The organism is Streptomyces sp. NPDC127108, assembly GCF_042677545.1.
Classification (GTDB): Bacteria; Actinomycetota; Actinomycetes; order Streptomycetales; family Streptomycetaceae; genus Streptomyces.
On sequence record NZ_JBHXTE010000050.1, the window covers coordinates 1 to 17,950 of the forward strand.

Sequence of the window (17,950 nt, forward strand, 5' to 3'; positions counted from 1 at the left end):
GGCTGAATTTCACCCGCACATCATCTAGCCCGTCCGGCGTTTGAGGACGAGGCGCGGAGCGCCGACAAGGGGGGTCCAGGGGGCGCAGCCCCCGGTTTCGGAGAAGGGGTGGGACTGGGGCGCCCCGCGCAGGTCACCCCAGCCGCTTCGTCAGCGTGAACTCCTTGTGGCCCTCGGGGTAGTCGGGGATGACGGCGACGACCTCGTACCCCTGCTGGCGGTAGAAGGCGGGCGCCTGGAAGTCCCAGGTCTCGAGGCGGGAGTTGAGACAGCCACGTTCCTCCGCGGCAAGCCGCTCCGCATCGGCGAGCAACCGCCCCCCGAGCCCCACCCCCCGCGCGTCCTCGGCGACCCACAGCAGACTCACATGCAGCCACCGCCCCCACGTATACCCCGAGAGCCCCCCGACCAGATCGCCCTGGTCGTCCAACGCCCAGACGCCGAGCGGCTCTTCCCGCTCCTCGGGCGTGCCCTGAAGAGCGCGAAGGACCGCTGAGGCGTCCCTGTTGGCGTCCCGCAACCGCCCCCGAAGCAGACGAAGACGTTCTTTGTCGACTCCTGTCTCAATACGAAACATACGGCCCACCATAAACGCGTCGGCCAATCAGTTCTGCAAATCCACTTCCGCTCGGAGCCCCCGTCCGTACTCTGAAGGGCAGCGCCGGTGGGGGCCGGCGCCGATCAGGGGGCGAGACAGTCGGGTGCGACGCCCGGCGTGGGGGTATTTGGCAGTCACGGCACGGCGGCGGCCGTGCGGCTGCGGTGTTCCCGCTCCGGGCGCCGGGCCCGCGTCGGTCGCACTCCGACCTGTGGGGGTTTCCGTGGTTCGAATCCGAGTCCTGGTCGTCGACGACCACCGTATCTTCGCCGAGTCGCTGGCCGCGGCGCTCGCCGCAGAGCCCGACGTGGAGGTGTCCGCCGCGGGCAGCGGCCCCGCGGCCCTGCGCTGCCTGGACCGTGCGGCCGCGGAAGGCCGCAGATACGACGTGCTTCTTGTGGACGCCGACCTGGGCAGCTCCGCCCCGGCACTGCAGGGCGCCCGCCCCGCCGTGCCGGTGCACGACGGCCAGGCCGACGGGCTTGTGGACGGCATCTCGCTGGTGGCGGGCGTGCGTTCGGGACAGCCCGCCGTGCGCACGGTCGTGCTCGCCGAGAAGGACGACCCGCGCCGCGCGGCCCTCGCCCTCGGCGCCGGGGCGTCCGGCTGGGTGGCGAAGGACTGCTCGCTGTCCCGGCTGCTCACGGTCATCCGGGGCGTCCTGCGCGACGAGACACATCTGCCGCCCGCGCTGCTCACGGGCGTCCTGCGCGAACTGACGGCGGCACGCAAGCACCGTACGGAGAGCGAGCGGCTCGTGGAGTCCCTCACCCCGCGTGAGCGCGAAGTGCTGCGCTGCATGGTCGCGGGGCTCGGCCGCAAGGCCGTCGCCGAGCGTCTCTTCCTGTCGCCGCACACCGTCCGCACCCATATGCAGAACGTCCTCGGCAAGCTCGGCGTGCACTCCACGCTCGCCGCCGTCGCCCTGGCCCGCAGGGCGGGCGTCGGCCCCGCCGACCTAGCCGGGGATGTTGTCGAACGGGGCGGTCAACTGGCGTAGCAACGCCGCCAGTTCACCGCGCTGGGCGCGCGAGAGCTCGCCGAGGATCGCCCGCTCCTGGTCGAGCAGGCCCGCGAGGGCCTGGTCGGCCCGGTCGCGGCCCTCGTCGGTGAGCCGCACGAGCACGCCGCGCCGGTCGCTCGGATCGGGCAGCCGCTCCACCAGGCCCTTCTTCGTGAGCCTGTCGATGCGGTTGGTCATCGTGCCGGACGTGACCAGGGTCTGGGTGAGGAGCTGGCCCGGCGAGAGCTGATACGGCGCGCCCGCGCGCCGCAGCGACGTCAGCACGTCGAACTCCCAGGGCTCCAGCTCGTGCTCGGAGAACGCCAGTCGACGTGCGCGATCGAGGTGGCGCGCCAGCCTGCTCACGCGGCTCAGCACCTCGAGCGGTTCCACGTCGAGGTCAGGGCGCTCCCGGCGCCATGCAGCGACCAGCCGGTCGACCTCGTCCTCCATGACGATCAGTGTAGGGGGTCCCTCGACATGAAGTCTCTTGACATCAAGATATTTCGGGGCCGAGGATGAGGGGGACCGATCCGGTACGCGTTCACGGCGACGTCGGCCGTGGGCCATCTCGCCGTCGTCGCGTCTGTCGCGTCTGTCGCCTCCGTCGTCTTCGTCGCAGAGGAGCACCCCATGCCGCCCACCGCGTCGCCCACCTGGGACCCGGACCAGTACCTGCGTCACTCCGGCCACCGCGCCCGCCCCTTCCGTGACCTCCTCGCCCGGGTGCCCCCGCTCCCCGCCGACCCCGACGGCCGCCCGCCCCGCATCGCCGACCTCGGCTGCGGGCCCGGCAACGTCACCGTCCTGCTCGCCGAGCGCTGGCCCGACGCCCACATCACCGGCTTCGACAACTCCCCGCAGATGCTGCGGCAGGCCGAGGCCCTCGCCGGGCCCACGGCGGGCGGCGGCCGCCTGGAGTTCGCGCACGCCGACGCCGGGGCGTGGACGCCCGCCCCGGGGACGTACGACCTGATCCTGTCGAACGCGACACTCCAGTGGGTGCCCGGGCACGCCGACCGCTTCCCCGACTGGGTCGCGGCCCTTCGGCCCGGCGGGGTGCTCGCCGTCCAGATGCCCGCCAACTTCGGGGCGCCCAGCCACACCCTGATGCGGGAGCTCTGCGCGAGCGGGCGGTGGCGGGAACGGCTCGGCGGGGTCCTCCGGCACGCCGACGCCGTCCTCGAACCCACCGCCTACCTGGAGCTCCTCACCGGGCTCGGCTGCGCGGCCGACGTCTGGGAGAGCACGTACCAGCATCTGCTCGGTGGCGACGACCCCGTCCTCGACTGGGTCAAGGGGACCGGCCTCCGGCCCGTCCTCACCGCCCTCGCCGACGACCCGGTGGCCCGGGACGCGTTCCTCGGCGAGTACCGCGATCTGCTGCGCGTGGCCTATCCGGCCGGGGCGCACGGGACCGTGTTCCCCTTCCGGCGGCTCTTCGCGGTCGCCCGCGCGGGCGGTGCGGTCTGATGCTCGCCGCCGTCGACCATGTGCAGTTGGCCGCTCCGCCCGGCAGTGAGGGTGCGCTGCGCGCCTTCTACGTGGACGTGCTCGGCATGGTCGAGGTGGCCAAGCCGGACGGGCTCGCGGGGCGTGGCGGGTGCTGGTTCGAGGCGGGAGCCGTGCGGCTGCACCTCGGGGTCGAGGCCGACTTCCGGCCCGCCCGCAAGGCGCACCCCGGCCTCCTCGTCACCGGTATCGAGGCCTACGCGGACCGGCTTGCCGCCCTCGGCGCGGCCGTCACCTGGGACGACCTCCTCCCCGGTCACCGGCGCTTCTACTCCGAGGATCCGGTGGGCAACCGCCTGGAGTTCCTGGAGCCGCACGTGGCGGTGCCCGCGGCCTGACCCACCCGGCAACCCCCGCCCCCGCTGCGCGGGGGCGTCTCCCACCCACCCACCCGTTGCCGTGGTCCCCGGCGCGCCCGGGGGTGGCCCGGGGTACCGCAGACCACCACTGACCGCCTGCGGCAACCCCCGCCCCCGCTGCGCGGGGCCGCCTCCCACCCACCCACCCGTTGCTCTTGTCCCCGGGGCACCCCGGGCGTCGGCCTGTGGCGCTGCCGGTCCGCGCTGAACGCGTGCGGTGTGGGCACCAGCGGTGCGTCCGTTGCTGTGGTCCCCGGGGCACCTGGCCGTGTGCGGCAGCCGTCCGTCCGTTGGCGAGGGGCGTTCAGGCGTGGCCGACGGAGGCACGGCCTGCCTTTCGGTGCGCCGGGGCCAACAAAATGGGCGGGCGGGTGGGAAAGGTCCCCGCGCAGCGGGGACGGACGGCTGCCGCGCACGGCCGGCGCGGGCCGACCGGGCCACGGGCCGCCTCTCGGGTCCGCCGGGGACCACAGCACGCCCCTGGCATCGCCAGCCGCCACGCGCAGCGCGGTGGCAAGCGTCCACCGGGCCGCGCGCGGGTACGAGACCGTCGGGCGGGCGGCCCCCCCCGCACCCGGGGCACCCGTGCACGGGGCACCGCCCCCGACGGTGTGACGTCAGGACTTGCGATGGCCTATCAGGCGCGGCTTCGGTTCCAGGCCGTCCAAGCCGTGCCAGGCCAGGTTGACCAGGTGGGCGGCCACCTCTGCCTTCTTGGGCTTGCGGACGTCCAGCCACCACTGGCCCGTGAGGGCGACGCTGCCGACCAGGGCCTGGGCGTAGAGGGGGGCCAGTTTGGGGTCGAAGCCGCGGGTCTTGAACTCCTGGCCGAGGATGTCCTCGACCTGGGTGGCGATGTCGGAGATGAGGGAGGCGAAGGAGCCCGTCGACTGGGGGATGGGGGAGTCCCGGACCAGGATGCGGAAGCCGTCGGTGTACTCCTCGATGTAGTCGAGGAGGGCGAAGGCGGCCTGTTCGCAGAGCTCGCGGGGGTGCCCGGCGGTGAGGGAGCCGGTCACCATGCCGAGGAGCTGGCGCATCTCGCGGTCCACCACGACCGCGTAGAGACCCTCCTTGCCGCCGAAGTGTTCGTACACGACGGGCTTGGAGACACCGGCCTTCGCCGCGATCTCCTCGACCGACGTGCCTTCGAAGCCCTTGGCGGCGAACAGGGTGCGGCCGATGTCCAGCAGCTGCTCACGGCGCTCGGCGCCGGTCATCCGGGTCCGGCGGGCCCGCCGGGGCTTGTCGTTGTTCGAACTCGCGGAGCCCTGCGGGGCCCGCGCGGAGCGCGTCGTGCTCGGATTGCTGGGGTCGGTCGCCACGTGCTCCATCATGCCGCGTCTACGGCCCGGGGCTTGCCAGGGGCGGGAATCGCAGGGTTCCCGTCCGCGCCCTCGGGCCCCTTGCGGCGGGCGTCGATCCGGGTCTTCGTGGGCCACCGCACGTCGTACGCCCAACCGAGCTGTTCGAACCAGCGGATGAGCCGTGCCGACGAGTCGAGCTGGCCGCGCATCACACCGTGGCGCGCGCTCGTCGGGTCGGCGTGGTGCAGGTTGTGCCAGGACTCGCCGCAGGACAGGACCGCGAGCCACCACACGTTGCCGGAGCGGTCGCGGGACTTGAAGGGGCGCTTGCCCACCGCGTGGCAGATCGAGTTGATCGACCACGTCACGTGGTGAAGCAGCGCCACCCGGACGAGTGAGCCCCAGAAGAAGGCCGTGAACGCGCCCCACCAGGACATCGTGACCAGGCCGCCCACCAGCGGCGGCACCGCGAGCGACACCACGGTCCACAGGACGAACTGGCGCGAGACGGCCCGGATCGCCGGGTCCTTGATCAGGTCGGGCGCGTACTTCTCCTGCGGGGTCTGCTCCTCGTCGAACAGCCAGCCGATGTGCGCCCACCACAGGCCCTTCATCAGGGCGGGGACCGTCTCGCCGAAGCGCCACGGCGAGTGCGGGTCGCCCTCCGCGTCGGAGAACTTGTGGTGCTTGCGGTGGTCGGCCACCCAGCGGACGAGGGGGCCCTCCACCGCCATCGATCCGGCCACCGCGAGCGCGATCCTCAGCGGCCGCTTGGCCTTGAAGGAGCCGTGCGTGAAGTAGCGGTGGAAGCCGATGGTGATGCCGTGGCAGCCCAGGTAGTACATGAACACGAGCAGGCCGAGGTCCAGCCAGCTCACCCCCCAGCCCCAGGCCAGCGGCACCGCCGCCACCAGGGCCAGGAACGGGACGGTGATGAAGAGGAGCAGCGCGAGCTGTTCCACGGAGCGCTTCTGTTCACCGCCCAGGGTCGCGGAGGGGAGCGGGGCGCCCGACGGCGCCCCCTTTGGTTCGTCGATGACGTCGGGGCTCGTGGTCATAGGGGCTTCCCCTGGGGGGTCGAGGGTGACTGCGGGAATTCGGGACTAGGGAAAATCGAGGTGTCGACACGTGCCGGGCGGGAAGGCACCGGACGGGCGGGTGCCCATGGAAAGGGCCGCTCATACGCGTGGCTACGGGACCGTAGGTTACGGCCTCGTACGTATCGCGGTGCGCGGCATCGCGGCAAGAGGCCGCGAGTCTGCCAAGACCCATCGACACCTATCCTTGGATCGGTCGGACAGCGCGGTCCGCTCTGTATCTCCCCCGGTTCCACGGCCGGGACCCCTCCCAGACGTGCCCACCCCCGTTCTCCGCCTCGGAAACGGCGGGCTTCACCGCAAGGAGCCGCACCTGTGAGCAGTGCCGACGACCAGACCGCCACCACGGCCACCGCCAGCACCACGTCCACCTCGGCCGGGGCGAACAGCGAGCTGCGCGCCGACATCCGTCGCCTCGGCGACCTCCTCGGCGAGACCCTCGTACGCCAGGAGGGCCCCGAGCTCCTGGACCTGGTGGAGAAGGTCCGCCGTCTGACCCGCGAGGACGGCGAGGCCGCCGCCAAGCTCCTCGGCGGCACCGAGCTGGAGACCGCCGCGAAGCTGGTGCGCGCCTTCTCCACCTACTTCCACCTCGCGAACGTCACCGAGCAGGTGCACCGCGGCCGTGAGCTGCGCGCCCGCCGCGCCGCCGAGGGCGGCCTGCTCGCCCGCACCGCGGACCGCCTCAAGGACGCCGACCCCGAGCACCTGCGCCAGACCGTGGAGCACCTCAACGTGCGCCCGGTCTTCACCGCGCACCCCACGGAGGCCGCCCGCCGCTCCGTGCTCAACAAGCTGCGCCGGGTCGCCGAGCTCCTGGAGACCCCGGTCATCGAGTCCGACCGGCGCCGCCACGACACCCGTCTGGCCGAGAACATCGACCTCGTCTGGCAGACCGACGAGCTGCGCGTGGTCCGTCCCGAGCCCGCCGACGAGGCCCGCAACGCCATCTACTACCTGGACGAGCTGCACGCGGGCGCCGTCGGTGACGTCCTGGAGGACCTGACCGCGGAGCTGGAGCGCGTCGGCGTGCGCCTGCCCAGCGAGACCCGCCCGCTGACCTTCGGCACCTGGATCGGCGGCGACCGCGACGGCAACCCGAACGTGACGCCCGACGTCACCTGGGAAGTCCTGATCCTCCAGCACGAGCACGGCATCAACGACGCCCTGGAGCTGATCGACGAGCTGCGCGGCTTCCTCTCCAACTCCATCCGCTACACCGGCGCCACCGAGGAGCTCCTCGACTCCCTCCAGTGCGACCTGGAGCGGCTGCCGGAGATCAGCCCCCGCTACAAGCGCCTCAACGCCGAGGAGCCCTACCGCCTCAAGGCCACCTGCGTCCGGCAGAAGCTGGAGAACACCAAGCAGCGCCTCGCCAAGGGCACCACGCACGAGCCCGGCCGCGACTACCTGGGCACCGCCGAGCTCCTGCACGACCTCACGCTCATCCAGACGTCGCTGCGCGCCCACAAGGGCGGCCTGTTCTCCGACGGCCGCATGAACCGCACGATCCGTACGCTCGCCGCCTTCGGCCTGCAGCTCGCCACGATGGACGTGCGCGAGCACGCCGACGCCCACCACCACGCCCTCGGCCAGCTCTTCGACCGGCTCGGCGAGGAGTCCTGGCGGTACGCCGACATGCCGCGCGAGTACCGGCAGAAGCTGCTCGCCAAGGAGCTGCGCTCACGCCGTCCCCTCGCGCCCTCGCCCGCGCCCCTCGACGCGGCCGGGGAGAAGACGCTCGGCGTGTTCGGCACGGTCAAGAAGGCCCTGGACGTGTTCGGGCCCGAGGTCATCGAGTCGTACATCATCTCCATGTGCCAGGGCGCCGACGACGTGTTCGCCGCCGCCGTCCTCGCCCGCGAGGCCGGCCTGATCGACCTGCACGCGGGCTGGGCGAAGATCGGCATCGTGCCGCTCCTGGAGACCACGGACGAGCTGCGCGCCGCCGACGTCATCCTGGACGAGATGCTGGCCGACCCGTCGTACCGCAGGCTGGTCGCGCTGCGTGGCGACGTCCAGGAGGTCATGCTCGGCTACTCGGACTCCTCCAAGTTCGGCGGCATCACCACCTCCCAGTGGGAGATCCACCGCGCCCAGCGGCGCCTGCGCGACGTCGCGCACCGGTACGGCGTCCGGCTCCGGCTCTTCCACGGCCGCGGCGGCACCGTCGGCCGCGGCGGCGGCCCCTCGCACGACGCGATCCTCGCCCAGCCCTGGGGCACCCTGGAGGGCGAGATCAAGGTGACCGAGCAGGGCGAGGTCATCTCCGACAAGTACCTGGTGCCGTCCCTGGCCAGGGAGAACCTGGAACTGACGGTCGCCGCCACCCTCCAGGCCTCCGCCCTGCACACCGCGCCCCGCCAGTCCGACGAGGCCCTGGCCCGCTGGGACGCCGCGATGGACGTCGTGTCCGACGCCGCCCACGCCGCGTACCGCAAGCTGGTCGAGGACCCGGACCTGCCGACCTACTTCCTCGCCTCCACACCGGTCGACCAGCTCGCCGACCTGCACCTGGGCTCCCGGCCATCCCGCCGCCCCGGCTCGGGCGTCTCCCTCGACGGCCTGCGCGCCATCCCCTGGGTGTTCGGCTGGACCCAGTCGCGGCAGATCGTGCCCGGCTGGTTCGGCGTGGGCTCCGGCCTCAAGGCACTGCGCGAGGCGGGCCAGACCGCGACCCTGGGAGGAGACGGTGTCCTCGACGAGATGCACGAGCACTGGCACTTCTTCCGGAACTTCCTCTCCAACGTCGAGATGACGCTCGCCAAGACCGACCTGCGCATCGCCCGCCACTACGTGGACACGCTGGTGCCGGGCGAGCTGAAGCACATCTTCGAGACCATCGAGGCCGAGCACGCCCTCACAGTCGCCGAGGTCCTGCGCGTCACCGGCGGCGAGCGCCTGCTCGACTCCAACCCGGTGCTCCAGCAGACCTTCTCGATCCGTGACGCCTACCTGGACCCGATCTCCTACCTCCAGGTCGCGCTGCTCAAGCGGCAGCGGGACGCGGTGGCCGCGGGCGACGAGGCCGACCCGCTGCTCGCGCGGGCGCTGCTCCTCACGGTCAACGGCGTCGCGGCGGGGCTGCGCAACACCGGCTGACCGCCGCACGCCTCAGGCCCGGGGCCCCGCACCTGACGAAGGTGGGGGGGGGGCCCCGGGCCCGTTCCGGAGGACCGGGTGGCTCCGGCGGTTCAGAGCGCGAGTGCCGCGAAGGCCGCCGTCAGCTGGATCCCGCCCGCGAGGGCCAGGATCGCCGCGACCTTGTTCAGCCGCAGCCCCCCGGCCACGACCACCGCCGCGAGCAGCAGCGCGCCGCCCAGCGGCAGCCAGGCGTGCAGGAAACCGGGGCCGCCGCTGCGCACGGCCTCGTCGGAGTCGGGCTTGACCACGACCGGGATGCGCTCGCCCTTCCTGGCCGCGACCGACTTGTCGATGACGACGCGCTCCCGGGGCTCGCTGCCGGAGGCGGGGGCGTACGGCCCCGTGCACTCGTCACCGCCGCAGCGCGCGAGCGAGAGCATGCCCCGCTCCCGCCCGTCGTCGGGAACCATCACGTGCCGCGCCGTCCCCCACGACGCCCAGACGCCGGCGGTCAGGATCAGGGCCGCGAGGAGCGTCGCCGCGCCCCGCACTAGGTATGCGGGCATGGCGGCGATCCTTGGGGAAAGGGCTGCTCTCAGTCAACACCGGCCGGAACACGGCCTGTTGATTCGCCCGCTTACACAGCTGTACGTCAGGAGTTGTACGTGCTCTGCGCCCGCTCCAGACCCTCGGCCACCAGGCACTCCACGGCGTCCGCGGCCCGGTCCACGAAGTAGTCGAGCTCCTTGCGCTCCGTGCCGGAGAAGTCCTTGAGGACGAAGTCCGCGACCTGCATGCGGCCCGGCGGGCGGCCGATGCCGAAGCGGACCCGGTGGTAGTCGGCGCCCATCGCCTTCGTCATCGACTTCAGACCGTTGTGGCCGTTGTCGCCGCCGCCCAGCTTCAGGCGCAGCACGCCGTAGTCGATGTCGAGCTCGTCGTGGACGGCGACGACGTTCGCCGTCGGGACCTTGTAGAAGTCGCGCAGGGCGGTGACGGGACCGCCCGACAGGTTCATGTACGAACCGGGCTTGGCGAGGACGACCCGGCGGCTGCCGGGGCCCATCGGGCCGATCCGGCCCTCCAGGACGTGCGCCTGCGCCTTGGCGGCCCGCTTGAAGCTGCCGCCGATCCGGTCGGCGAGCAGATCGGCGACCATGAAGCCGACGTTGTGCCGGTTCATGGCGTAGCCGGGGCCGGGGTTGCCGAGACCCACGATCAGCCAGGGGGCGCTGGGGTCCGTCGTCATCTGTGTGTCTCCTTCATGGCACCTTCATAGCGCAACCGCCGCCCAGCGCCAGGGCGCTGAGCGGCGGTCGGTACGGCTGCGTCGAGGATCAGGCCTCGGCGGCCTCGTCGCCCGCGGCCTCGGCCGGGGCCTCCTCGGCCTGCGCGGCCAGGACCTGCAGGACGACGGTGTCGCCCTCGACGGCCAGGGAGACGCCCGAGGGCAGCGTGATGTCCTTGGCGAGGACGGAGGCACCGGCCTCCAGGCCCGCGATGGAGACGCTGAGGGACTCGGGGATGTGGGTGGCCTCGGCCTCGACCGGAAGCGCGTTGAGGACGTGCTCCAGGAGGTTGGCGCCCGGGGCCAGCTCGCCCTCGGCGACGACGGGGACCTCGACGTTGACCTTCTCGCCGCGCTTCACGAGGAGCAGGTCGACGTGCTTGAGGATGCCCTGACGGAGGGCGTCGCGCTGCACCGCCTTCGGGATGGCCAGCTCGGACTTGCCCTCGATGTCCAGGGAGATCAGGACGTTGGAGGTACGCAGGGCCAGGAGCAGGTCGTGGCCGGGCAGGGTGATGTGGACCGGGTCGGTGCCGTGGCCGTACAGGACCGCGGGAACCTTGTCCTCGCGGCGGATGCGGCGGGCGGCGCCCTTGCCGAACTCGGTACGGACCTCGGCGCTGAGCTTGACCTCAGACATGGTGCACTCCTCGTAGAAAAGGTGAACTGAAGTGGTCACCCGGCCACGACTGGCCTGCTACGAAGAGCGCGTCGATAACGGACCGCCACACACCGCGTCCCTGCGGACACGAATGCGGCCTCCCTCGCCGAGCAACTTCGACAGTCTACTCGGCGACGGAGGCCGCACCAAAAGGATCTTGCGAGCCGTGCTTACGCGGGGCCGCTCTGCTCCTCGAAGAGGCTGGTCACGGAGCCGTCCTCGAAGATCTCCCGAACCGCGTTCGCGATCGTCGGGGCGATCGAGAGCACCGTGATCTTGTCGAGCTCCAGCTCGTTCGGCGTCGGCAGCGTGTTGGTGAACACGAACTCGCTGACCTTCGAATTCTTCAGACGGTCCGCGGCCGGGCCGGAGAGCACACCGTGCGTGGCCGTCACGATGACGTCCTCGGCACCGTGCGCGAACAGCGCGTCGGCGGCGGCGCAGATCGTGCCACCCGTGTCGATCATGTCGTCCACCAGGACACAGACGCGGCCCTCGACGTTGCCGACGACCTCGTGCACGGTGACCTGGTTGGCCACGTCCTTGTCGCGGCGCTTGTGCACGATCGCCAGGGGGGCGCCCAGACGGTCGCACCAGCGGTCGGCGACGCGCACCCGGCCGGCGTCGGGGGAGACGACCGTGAGCTTGTCCTTGTCGACCTTCGCGCCCACGTAGTCCGCGAGGATCGGCAGCGCGAAGAGGTGGTCGACGGGGCCGTCGAAGAAGCCGACGATCTGGTCGGTGTGCAGGTCGACCGAGACGATCCGGTCGGCACCCGCGGCCTGCAGCAGGTCCGCGACCAGGCGGGCCGAGATGGGCTCGCGGCCGCGGTGCTTCTTGTCCTGGCGGGCGTAGCCGTAGAACGGCACGATCACGGTGATGCTCCGCGCGGAGGCGCGCTTCAGAGCATCGATCATGATCAGCTGTTCCATGATCCACTTGTTGATCGGAGCCGTGTGGCTCTGGATCAGGAAGCAGTCCGCGCCACGCGCCGACTCCTGGTAGCGCACATAGATCTCACCGTTGGCGAAGTCGAAGGCCTTGGTCGGCACGACGCCGATACCCAGCTGATGCGCGACCTCCTCGGCCAGTTCGGGGTGGGCGCGGCCGGAGAAGAACATCATCTTCTTCTCGCCGGTCGTCTTGATCCCGCTCACAGCACAGTCTCCTCAGACGTGTTCCCTGGCCGCGAGGTGTCCTCGCGCCAACCAGCCGATTTCATGCACCTATCAGCTTTGTGCACCTATCACGGTACGCGGTGTCAGGCGCACCTGTTTCCGGTCAGCTTTCGCCGGCCGGGGTCTCGGAGGTCCGGGTGGCGGCCTCGGCGGCCCGCGCCGCCGCGCTTCCCGGACGCTTGCGGGCCACCCAGCCCTCGATATTCCGTTGCTGGCCACGGGCGACGGCCAGCGAACCGGCCGGTACGTCCTTCGTGATCACGGAACCCGCGGCGGTGTAGGCACCGTCGCCAATCGTGACAGGAGCCACAAACATGTTGTCCGAACCTGTCTTGCAGTGCGACCCCACCGTCGTGTGGTGCTTGGCCTCACCGTCGTAGTTCACGAACACGCTCGCGGCACCGATGTTGGAGTACTCGCCGATCGTCGCGTCGCCCACATAGCTCAGGTGCGGGACCTTGGTGCCCTCGCCGATCGTGGCGTTCTTCATCTCCACGTACGTACCCGCCTTGGCCTTCACCCCGAGCCGGGTGCCGGGCCGCAGATACGCGAACGGACCGACGTTCGCCCGCTCTCCCACCTCGGCGCCGTCCGCGACCGTGTTGTCGACACGGGCACCCGCGCCCACCGTGGTGTCCTTCAGACGGGTGTTGGGGCCGACCTCGCAGCCCTCGCCCAGGTGCGTCGCGCCCTGCAGCTGGGTGCCAGGGTGCACCAGGGCGTCGCGCTCGACCGTGACGCCCGCGTCGATCCACGTCGACGCCGGGTCGACGACGGTGACGCCCGCGAGCATCGCCGCCGTGAGCAGCCGGTCGTTCAGGACCCGGCGGGCGTCCGCGAGTTGGACACGGTTGTTGATGCCCGCGATCTCGCGGTGGTCCCCGGCGACACAGGCACCGACGCGATGCCCGGCCTCGCGCAGGATGCCGAGGACGTCCGTCAGGTACTCCTCGCCCTGGCTGTTGTCCGTGCGGACCTTGCCGAGGGCGTCCGCGAGGAGCTGCCCGTCGAAGGCGAAGACACCCGAGTTGATCTCGCGGATGGCGCGCTGCGAGTCGCTCGCGTCCTTGTGCTCGACGATCGCGGTCACGGCGCCGGACGCACCGTCGCGCACGATGCGGCCGTAGCCCGTCGCGTCGGGCACCTCGGCGGTCAGGACGGTCACCGCGTTGCCGTCGGCGGAGTGCGTGGCGGCCAGGCTCGTGAGCGTCGCGCCGGTGAGCAGCGGGGTGTCGCCGCAGACCACGACGACCGTGCCGTCGACGCTGCCGCCCAACTCGTCCAGGCCCATCCGCACGGCGTGGCCCGTGCCGTTCTGCTGGGCCTGGAAGGCGGTGCGCACCTCGGGGTCGATCGCGGCCAGGTGCGCGATCACGCGCTCGCTCTCGTGTCCGACGACGGCGACCAGACGCTCGGGGGACAGCTCGCGGGCGGCGGCGAGAACGTGCCCGACGAGGGAACGGCCGCAGATCTCGTGCAGGACCTTCGGCGTGGCCGACTTCATACGGGTGCCCTCACCCGCTGCGAGGACGACGACGGCTGCCGGGCGATTGGCGCTCACAGGGGTGCCCTTCGGCTTCGGATGCTTGGGGAGTGGACATCCGCAGGATACCGGGGCGTAGTGGGGCGGCCGCATGCACCGGGGCAAGCCCGCCCCGCGCACCGGCAGGGCCGTGACCACGCGCTGGGGAAGACACCGGGGAAGTCCCGGGCACACGAAGCGGGTCCCCACCGTGATGGTGGGGACCCGCTCGGCGTACTGCTCCCGGGGAAGGAATCGAACCCTCATTCAATGGACCAAAACCATTTGTCCTGCCATTAGACGACCCGGGAATGGGCCACGCGCCGCGCCCGGTGGGATCACCGGCTCGGCGTGCGGCTAACACTATGCCGTACGGCCTGCCTCCGATGCGACGGTACGAGGCGGTGGTCCTGACCCCGGTGCACCAGTCGTCGCGCACGCCGGTGCATCCCCGCGGCGTCCGGCGCCTGCCCGCACCACCCGACATCTCCGGCACCGAAAGTCACCGGATAACGCGACGCCGGCGCCCTTACGCTGGAAGGCATGACCACGACGGGGGAAAGCGACACCGCGGCCAGGACCGGGCCGTGGTGGTGGGAGCGGCGGCGCAGTGCCGTCCTGGACGTCGGCCTCGGCCTCGCGTCCGCGGCCGAGTGCGGTGTCGAGGGCGTGCAGTTCGCCGACGACGCGGGCATCCCGGTCGCGGTCGGCGTGGGCTTCGGGGTGGTCGCCGGGTCCGCCCTCGTGCTGCGGCGCCGCTGGCCGATCGCGGTCGTGCTGATCTCCGTCGCGATCACGCCCGCCCGCATGGGCATCCTGATGGCGATCGTCGGCCTCTACACCCTCGCCGCCTCCGAGCTGCCGCGCCGCATCATCGGCGCCCTCGCGGGCATGTCCCTGGCCGGCACCCTGATCGTCACGTTCGTCCGCACCAACCAGGACATGGCCAACGGCGACCTGACCATCGGCAAGGGCTTCATACCGTTCATCGCCATCAGCACCTCCCTCGGCGTCACCGCCCCGCCGGTCCTCCTCGGTCTGTACGTGGGCGCGCGCCGCCGCCTCATGGAGTCCCTGCGCGAGCGCGCCGACAGCCTGGAGCGGGAGCTGCAACTGCTCGCGGAGCGCGCCGAGGAGCGCGCGGAGTGGGCCCGCGGCGAGGAGCGCACCCGCATCGCCCGCGACATGCACGACGTGGTCGCGCACCGCGTGAGCCTGATGGTCGTGCACGCGGCGGCGCTGCAGGCCGTCGCCCGCAAGGATCCCGAGAAGGCCGTGAAGAACGCCGCTCTGGTCGGTGACATGGGCCGCCAGGCCCTGACCGAGCTGCGTCAGATGCTCGGCGTGCTGCGGGCGGGCGACGCCCCGCCGAAACCGGCGCCCGCGCCCGCCCCCGTCCCGCTGGCCGCCGTCGGCGAGGCCGCGGACCGGGCGGCGTCCCGCGCCGAGCCCGCCGCGGGTCCGGGGCCCTCGGCCCCCGACGTCCCCGAAGGTCCGTGCCTGGCCGAGCTGGACGAGCTCGTGGACCAGTCGCGGGCCGCGGGCATGGCCGTGGACCTGTCCGTGGAGGGCGACACCCGGGCGTACGCGTCCGACGTGGAGGAGACCGCGTACCGCGTCGTCCAGGAAGCCCTCACCAACGTGCACAAGCACGCGGCGGGCGCGAAGACCTACGTACGGCTCGCGCACCGCGCCGCCGAGATCGCCATGCAGGTCGAGAACGGCCCGCCCCCGGAGGCCGGTCCGGCCGAGGTGCTGCTGCCCAGCGGCGGCAACGGCCTGGTCGGCATGAAGGAGCGGGTGACCGCGCTCGGCGGGGTCTTCGTGTCCGGGCCGACGGACGCGGGCGGCTTCAAGGTGTCCGCGGTGCTCCCGGCGTCGGCCGGTCGGTGATCTTCCTCATACGAGGGCGGGGGGCGGGCGCGGGTACGCGGGCGGGGCTCAGCCCGTCGTGAGCCGGACGGGCTGCGTGCCCGCGACGAGCGTGGTGAGGGCCTGGTCGAGATGGCGGCCGAGGAACCAGTCGCCGCTGTGGTCGAGGCTGTAGACCCGGCCTTCCGCGTCCATCGCGAGCAGCGCCTGTGTCTGCGTCTCCTCGCCGATCGGGCAGACCTCCGTGCCGAGGGCCCGTCCCAGGTCACCGAGGGTGCGGGCCATGTGCAGGCCGTACATCGGGTCGAGGTGGAGGGTCGCCGGGGCTATCTGACGGCCGGGACCCTGCGGGGTGATGTGCAGTCCGCCGAACTCCGCCCAGGCCTCCACGGCCGCCGGGAACACCGCGTGCTGATGGCCCGCCGGTGAGGTGTGGCGGCGCAGGACGTCGGCCCAGATCTCGGCCTGCTTGATGTCCCAGCGGCCCGGCGCCCAGCCGGCGGTGCGCAGGGCGGCGTCGACGGGCACGGGGAAGCGGGTGGAGTTGTCGGTGTGCATGGCATGGCCCTCGTGGTGCGGGTGCGGATGGCGGCGGCCGGTGCGCGCGGCACCGGGGGTCGTCAGCTGGTGGGCGCCCCGCGTCACGCGTCGGACGCGGTCGGGTCGACGACGCGGACGCCGAAGTGCGCGGTGAGGGCGGTGCAGGAGCGGCACGGGCGGGCGAAGGCGCCGTGCAGGGGGTCGCCGTCCTCGCGGATGCGGCGGGTGGTGAGTTTGGCGTGTTTGAGTGCCTTGCGCGCCTCGCCGTTGGTCATCGGCTTGCGCGAGGCCCGTTTGGAGCGGCCGGCGTCGGCCGTGGCCAGGTGCCGGGAGATGAGGACGGCCTCCGCGCAGCGGCCGGTGAAGCGTTCGCGCTGGCCGCTGGTGAGGGTGTCGAGGAAGTCCTGGACGAGCGGGTGCAGGTCCGGGGGGTCCTCGCCGCGCCTCGGGGTGCTGGTGAGGGTGGTGCCGCGGACCGAGAGCGCGGCGGCCACGGTGGGCAGGATGCCGTCGCGGCGGTGGTGCAGGACCGGGGCCCCGACGGGCTCGCTGCTCCAGCCGACGCGCGGGTCCCCGGGCTCGGCGGTCGCGGTCGCCCCGGTGGTCGGGCCGGGTGCCGTGCGGGTGGTTCCGGAGCCGGTGACAGGTGTGCCGTGCGCGTTGGACATGCCGCTTGGTGCCGTGTGCATGTGGTGTTTCCCTCCCCGTGCCCGCGGTGTCAGCCGCTGGTGCCACGCCCCCGCGTTGCGGGAACAGACTGCCAAATGGGGTGTGTGGTGCGGAAGCTGGGGCTGTACGACACGCCTGGGTTTCGCCTCTGGGTGACCGGCTCGTGGCGGGTGGTCACGGTTTCGGGGCCCGGTGACCCGTGTCGTGCTTGCGCATAGGCTGTCGGCGTCCGTGAACCTCACAGTGCCGCAGGAGGGCATCCGCCATGACGCAAGGTGGGCCAGGTCGGCTCGGGCAGCAAGCCGCGCCGCCGAACGCGGCCTACGCCGGGCAGGTGGTCCACTTCCCGGACCCGGTCCGCGCCGCCCGCCACCCCAGAGGGGTGCGGGTCGACGGTGACGGCTACCCGGACTTCTCGCCGTACGCGCGTGCCGCCGCCGAGATCGCCGAGCCGCCCGAGGGCTTCGGCGTGGACGAGCTGCGCCTCACGGACTACGTCTCGGCGAACGCGGCGCTCGCCGCGTCCGGCCACGAGCTGTGGGACACGATCCCCGCGGTCGCGACCCCGCACGGCTGGACCTGGCACCACGCGCCGCACGGCCGCCGTCTGGAGCTGGTCCCCGTCGAGGTCAAGGCCCTGCTCCGGCACCACGGCGGCATCTCCACGGCGCCCGTCGACCAGAACAAGCGCGGCACCCGCCCGCTCCAGGAGACCCGCCCCGCGCACCTGGCCCTGCCGAAGGCGGCCGTCGCCGTCACCGAGGGCCAGATCACGGGCGTCGAGGAGGACCTCGGCTACCGCCTGCCCGGCGCGTACCGCTCCTTCCTGAAGGCGGCAGGCGGCTGCGCCCCGGTCGGCACGGCCCTCGACGCGGAGCTGGGGCTCCTCATCGACCAGCCGTTCTTCACGGTCCGCGACGAGGCCGCGATCAACGACATCCTGTACGTCAACAAGTGCCTGCGCGACCACCTCACCAAGGACTACCTGGGCGTGGGCTTCGTGCAGGGCGGTCTGCTGGCCGTGAAGGTCAAGGGCGACCGGATCGGCTCGGTGTGGTTCTGCGCGTACGACGACGTGCGGGACGTGGACCCTTCCTGGGCGCCGGCCGAGCGCGTGCAGCGCCTGCTGCTGCCGTGCGGCGACGACTTCGACGCCTTTCTCTCCCGGCTCGCGGGCAGTCCGCCCGAGCTGGAGACCGTGGCGAACCTGATGGTGGACGGCGGCTTCGCGCGCGCCGTCCCGGTGGGGGAGTGAGCGAT

17 protein-coding genes and 1 tRNA gene are annotated in these 17,950 nt (G+C 72.2%); 6 read left to right on the forward strand and 12 right to left on the reverse strand.

Going from position 1 to position 17,950, the window contains the following annotated elements; genetic code table 11:
* Nucleotides 1–133 precede the first annotated feature (133 nt).
* A complete protein-coding gene (locus tag ACFVHO_RS33100) occupies nucleotides 134–577 on the reverse strand; it encodes a GNAT family N-acetyltransferase (RefSeq protein ID WP_385722868.1) in 444 nt (147 codons plus the stop codon).
* A 244-nt stretch (nucleotides 578–821) separates the two neighbouring features.
* Between ACFVHO_RS33100 and ACFVHO_RS33105 the strand changes: the two genes are divergently transcribed.
* On the forward strand, nucleotides 822–1,598 hold the full coding sequence (locus ACFVHO_RS33105; protein ID WP_289949842.1) for a response regulator transcription factor: 777 nt from the start codon (nucleotides 822–824) through the stop codon (nucleotides 1,596–1,598).
* Here the strand turns inward: ACFVHO_RS33105 and tamR are convergent.
* Nucleotides 1,557–2,054 (reverse strand): MarR family transcriptional regulator TamR, encoded by a 498-nt coding sequence (gene tamR, locus ACFVHO_RS33110; RefSeq protein ID WP_385722871.1) that lies wholly within the window; start codon nucleotides 2,052–2,054, stop codon nucleotides 1,557–1,559. The genes ACFVHO_RS33105 and tamR overlap by 42 nt on opposite strands.
* Before the next feature lie 180 nt (nucleotides 2,055–2,234).
* Between tamR and ACFVHO_RS33115 the strand changes: the two genes are divergently transcribed.
* Both ACFVHO_RS33115 and ACFVHO_RS33120 read left to right on the forward strand, forming a co-directional pair.
* Nucleotides 2,235–3,074: a trans-aconitate 2-methyltransferase gene (locus ACFVHO_RS33115; protein ID WP_385722873.1), complete on the forward strand. Its 840-nt coding sequence runs from the start codon at nucleotides 2,235–2,237 to the stop codon at nucleotides 3,072–3,074.
* Complete coding sequence (locus tag ACFVHO_RS33120) at nucleotides 3,074–3,451, forward strand: VOC family protein (protein ID WP_385722875.1); 378 nt, start codon at nucleotides 3,074–3,076, stop codon at nucleotides 3,449–3,451. Before ACFVHO_RS33115 ends, ACFVHO_RS33120 begins: the two co-directional genes overlap by 1 nt.
* Before the next feature lie 638 nt (nucleotides 3,452–4,089).
* Here the strand turns inward: ACFVHO_RS33120 and ACFVHO_RS33125 are convergent.
* Together ACFVHO_RS33125 and ACFVHO_RS33130 are read right to left on the reverse strand one after the other, a co-directional pair.
* A complete protein-coding gene (locus ACFVHO_RS33125) occupies nucleotides 4,090–4,806 on the reverse strand; it encodes a TetR/AcrR family transcriptional regulator (RefSeq protein ID WP_385722988.1) in 717 nt (238 codons plus the stop codon).
* Nucleotides 4,806–5,837: an acyl-CoA desaturase gene (locus ACFVHO_RS33130; RefSeq protein ID WP_385722877.1), complete on the reverse strand. Its 1,032-nt coding sequence runs from the start codon at nucleotides 5,835–5,837 to the stop codon at nucleotides 4,806–4,808. Before ACFVHO_RS33130 ends, ACFVHO_RS33125 begins: the two co-directional genes overlap by 1 nt.
* A gap of 354 nt (nucleotides 5,838–6,191) precedes the next feature.
* On the opposite strand from ACFVHO_RS33130, the gene ppc reads away from it, so the two are divergent.
* Nucleotides 6,192–8,978, forward strand: a complete 2,787-nt coding sequence (ppc, locus tag ACFVHO_RS33135; protein ID WP_385722880.1) for a phosphoenolpyruvate carboxylase — start codon at nucleotides 6,192–6,194, stop codon at nucleotides 8,976–8,978.
* A 92-nt stretch (nucleotides 8,979–9,070) separates the two neighbouring features.
* On the opposite strand, the gene ACFVHO_RS33140 is transcribed toward ppc, so the two are convergent.
* The 6 genes from ACFVHO_RS33140 to ACFVHO_RS33165 form a co-directional block, all read right to left on the reverse strand.
* Nucleotides 9,071–9,526 (reverse strand): hypothetical protein, encoded by a 456-nt coding sequence (locus ACFVHO_RS33140; RefSeq protein ID WP_385722883.1) that lies wholly within the window; start codon nucleotides 9,524–9,526, stop codon nucleotides 9,071–9,073.
* Between the two features lie 86 nt (nucleotides 9,527–9,612).
* On the reverse strand, nucleotides 9,613–10,209 hold the full coding sequence (gene pth, locus ACFVHO_RS33145) for an aminoacyl-tRNA hydrolase (RefSeq protein ID WP_385722886.1): 597 nt from the start codon (nucleotides 10,207–10,209) through the stop codon (nucleotides 9,613–9,615).
* 88 nt (nucleotides 10,210–10,297) lie between these two features.
* Nucleotides 10,298–10,888, reverse strand: a complete 591-nt coding sequence (locus ACFVHO_RS33150; protein ID WP_385722889.1) for a 50S ribosomal protein L25/general stress protein Ctc — start codon at nucleotides 10,886–10,888, stop codon at nucleotides 10,298–10,300.
* Between the two features lie 191 nt (nucleotides 10,889–11,079).
* Nucleotides 11,080–12,066 (reverse strand): ribose-phosphate diphosphokinase, encoded by a 987-nt coding sequence (locus ACFVHO_RS33155; protein WP_380845403.1) that lies wholly within the window; start codon nucleotides 12,064–12,066, stop codon nucleotides 11,080–11,082.
* Nucleotides 12,067–12,190: 124 nt separating this feature from the next.
* Complete coding sequence (gene glmU / locus ACFVHO_RS33160; RefSeq protein ID WP_385722892.1) at nucleotides 12,191–13,648, reverse strand: bifunctional UDP-N-acetylglucosamine diphosphorylase/glucosamine-1-phosphate N-acetyltransferase GlmU; 1,458 nt, start codon at nucleotides 13,646–13,648, stop codon at nucleotides 12,191–12,193.
* Between the two features lie 201 nt (nucleotides 13,649–13,849).
* Nucleotides 13,850–13,920: transfer RNA gene (locus ACFVHO_RS33165), tRNA-Gln, on the reverse strand.
* Nucleotides 13,921–14,152: 232 nt separating this feature from the next.
* Here ACFVHO_RS33165 and ACFVHO_RS33170 point away from each other — a divergent pair.
* Complete coding sequence (locus ACFVHO_RS33170) at nucleotides 14,153–15,502, forward strand: sensor histidine kinase (protein ID WP_385722895.1); 1,350 nt, start codon at nucleotides 14,153–14,155, stop codon at nucleotides 15,500–15,502.
* Between the two features lie 48 nt (nucleotides 15,503–15,550).
* Here the strand turns inward: ACFVHO_RS33170 and ACFVHO_RS33175 are convergent, their stop codons facing one another.
* Nucleotides 15,551–16,039, reverse strand: coding sequence for an SUKH-3 domain-containing protein (locus ACFVHO_RS33175; RefSeq protein ID WP_385722991.1), 489 nt, complete (start codon nucleotides 16,037–16,039; stop codon nucleotides 15,551–15,553).
* 83 nt (nucleotides 16,040–16,122) lie between these two features.
* Nucleotides 16,123–16,689, reverse strand: coding sequence for a YwqJ-related putative deaminase (locus ACFVHO_RS33180; protein ID WP_385722994.1), 567 nt, complete (start codon nucleotides 16,687–16,689; stop codon nucleotides 16,123–16,125).
* 266 nt (nucleotides 16,690–16,955) lie between these two features.
* On the opposite strand from ACFVHO_RS33180, the gene ACFVHO_RS33185 reads away from it, so the two are divergent.
* On the forward strand, nucleotides 16,956–17,945 hold the full coding sequence (locus ACFVHO_RS33185; protein WP_385722897.1) for an SMI1/KNR4 family protein: 990 nt from the start codon (nucleotides 16,956–16,958) through the stop codon (nucleotides 17,943–17,945).
* Nucleotides 17,946–17,950: the final 5 nt, after the last annotated feature.

What these genes read in the sequence shown, in the direction of transcription:
- ACFVHO_RS33125 (WP_385722988.1), bottom strand. Translation starts at nt 4,806, where the DNA reads ATGGAGCACGTGGCGACCGACCCCAGCAATCCGAGCACGACGCGCTCC.
- ACFVHO_RS33140 (WP_385722883.1), bottom strand. Translation starts at nt 9,526, where the DNA reads ATGCCCGCATACCTAGTGCGGGGCGCGGCGACGCTCCTCGCGGCCCTG.
- ACFVHO_RS33115 (WP_385722873.1), top strand. Translation starts at nt 2,235, where the DNA reads ATGCCGCCCACCGCGTCGCCCACCTGGGACCCGGACCAGTACCTGCGT.
- ACFVHO_RS33120 (WP_385722875.1), top strand. Translation starts at nt 3,074, where the DNA reads ATGCTCGCCGCCGTCGACCATGTGCAGTTGGCCGCTCCGCCCGGCAGT.
- ACFVHO_RS33100 (WP_385722868.1), bottom strand. Translation starts at nt 577, where the DNA reads ATGTTTCGTATTGAGACAGGAGTCGACAAAGAACGTCTTCGTCTGCTT.
- ACFVHO_RS33150 (WP_385722889.1), bottom strand. Translation starts at nt 10,888, where the DNA reads ATGTCTGAGGTCAAGCTCAGCGCCGAGGTCCGTACCGAGTTCGGCAAG.
- ACFVHO_RS33170 (WP_385722895.1), top strand. Translation starts at nt 14,153, where the DNA reads ATGACCACGACGGGGGAAAGCGACACCGCGGCCAGGACCGGGCCGTGG.
- ACFVHO_RS33185 (WP_385722897.1), top strand. Translation starts at nt 16,956, where the DNA reads ATGACGCAAGGTGGGCCAGGTCGGCTCGGGCAGCAAGCCGCGCCGCCG.
- pth (WP_385722886.1), bottom strand. Translation starts at nt 10,209, where the DNA reads ATGACGACGGACCCCAGCGCCCCCTGGCTGATCGTGGGTCTCGGCAAC.
- tamR (WP_385722871.1), bottom strand. Translation starts at nt 2,054, where the DNA reads ATGGAGGACGAGGTCGACCGGCTGGTCGCTGCATGGCGCCGGGAGCGC.
- ACFVHO_RS33175 (WP_385722991.1), bottom strand. Translation starts at nt 16,039, where the DNA reads ATGCACACCGACAACTCCACCCGCTTCCCCGTGCCCGTCGACGCCGCC.
- ACFVHO_RS33180 (WP_385722994.1), bottom strand. Translation starts at nt 16,689, where the DNA reads ATGTCCAACGCGCACGGCACACCTGTCACCGGCTCCGGAACCACCCGC.
- ACFVHO_RS33130 (WP_385722877.1), bottom strand. Translation starts at nt 5,837, where the DNA reads ATGACCACGAGCCCCGACGTCATCGACGAACCAAAGGGGGCGCCGTCG.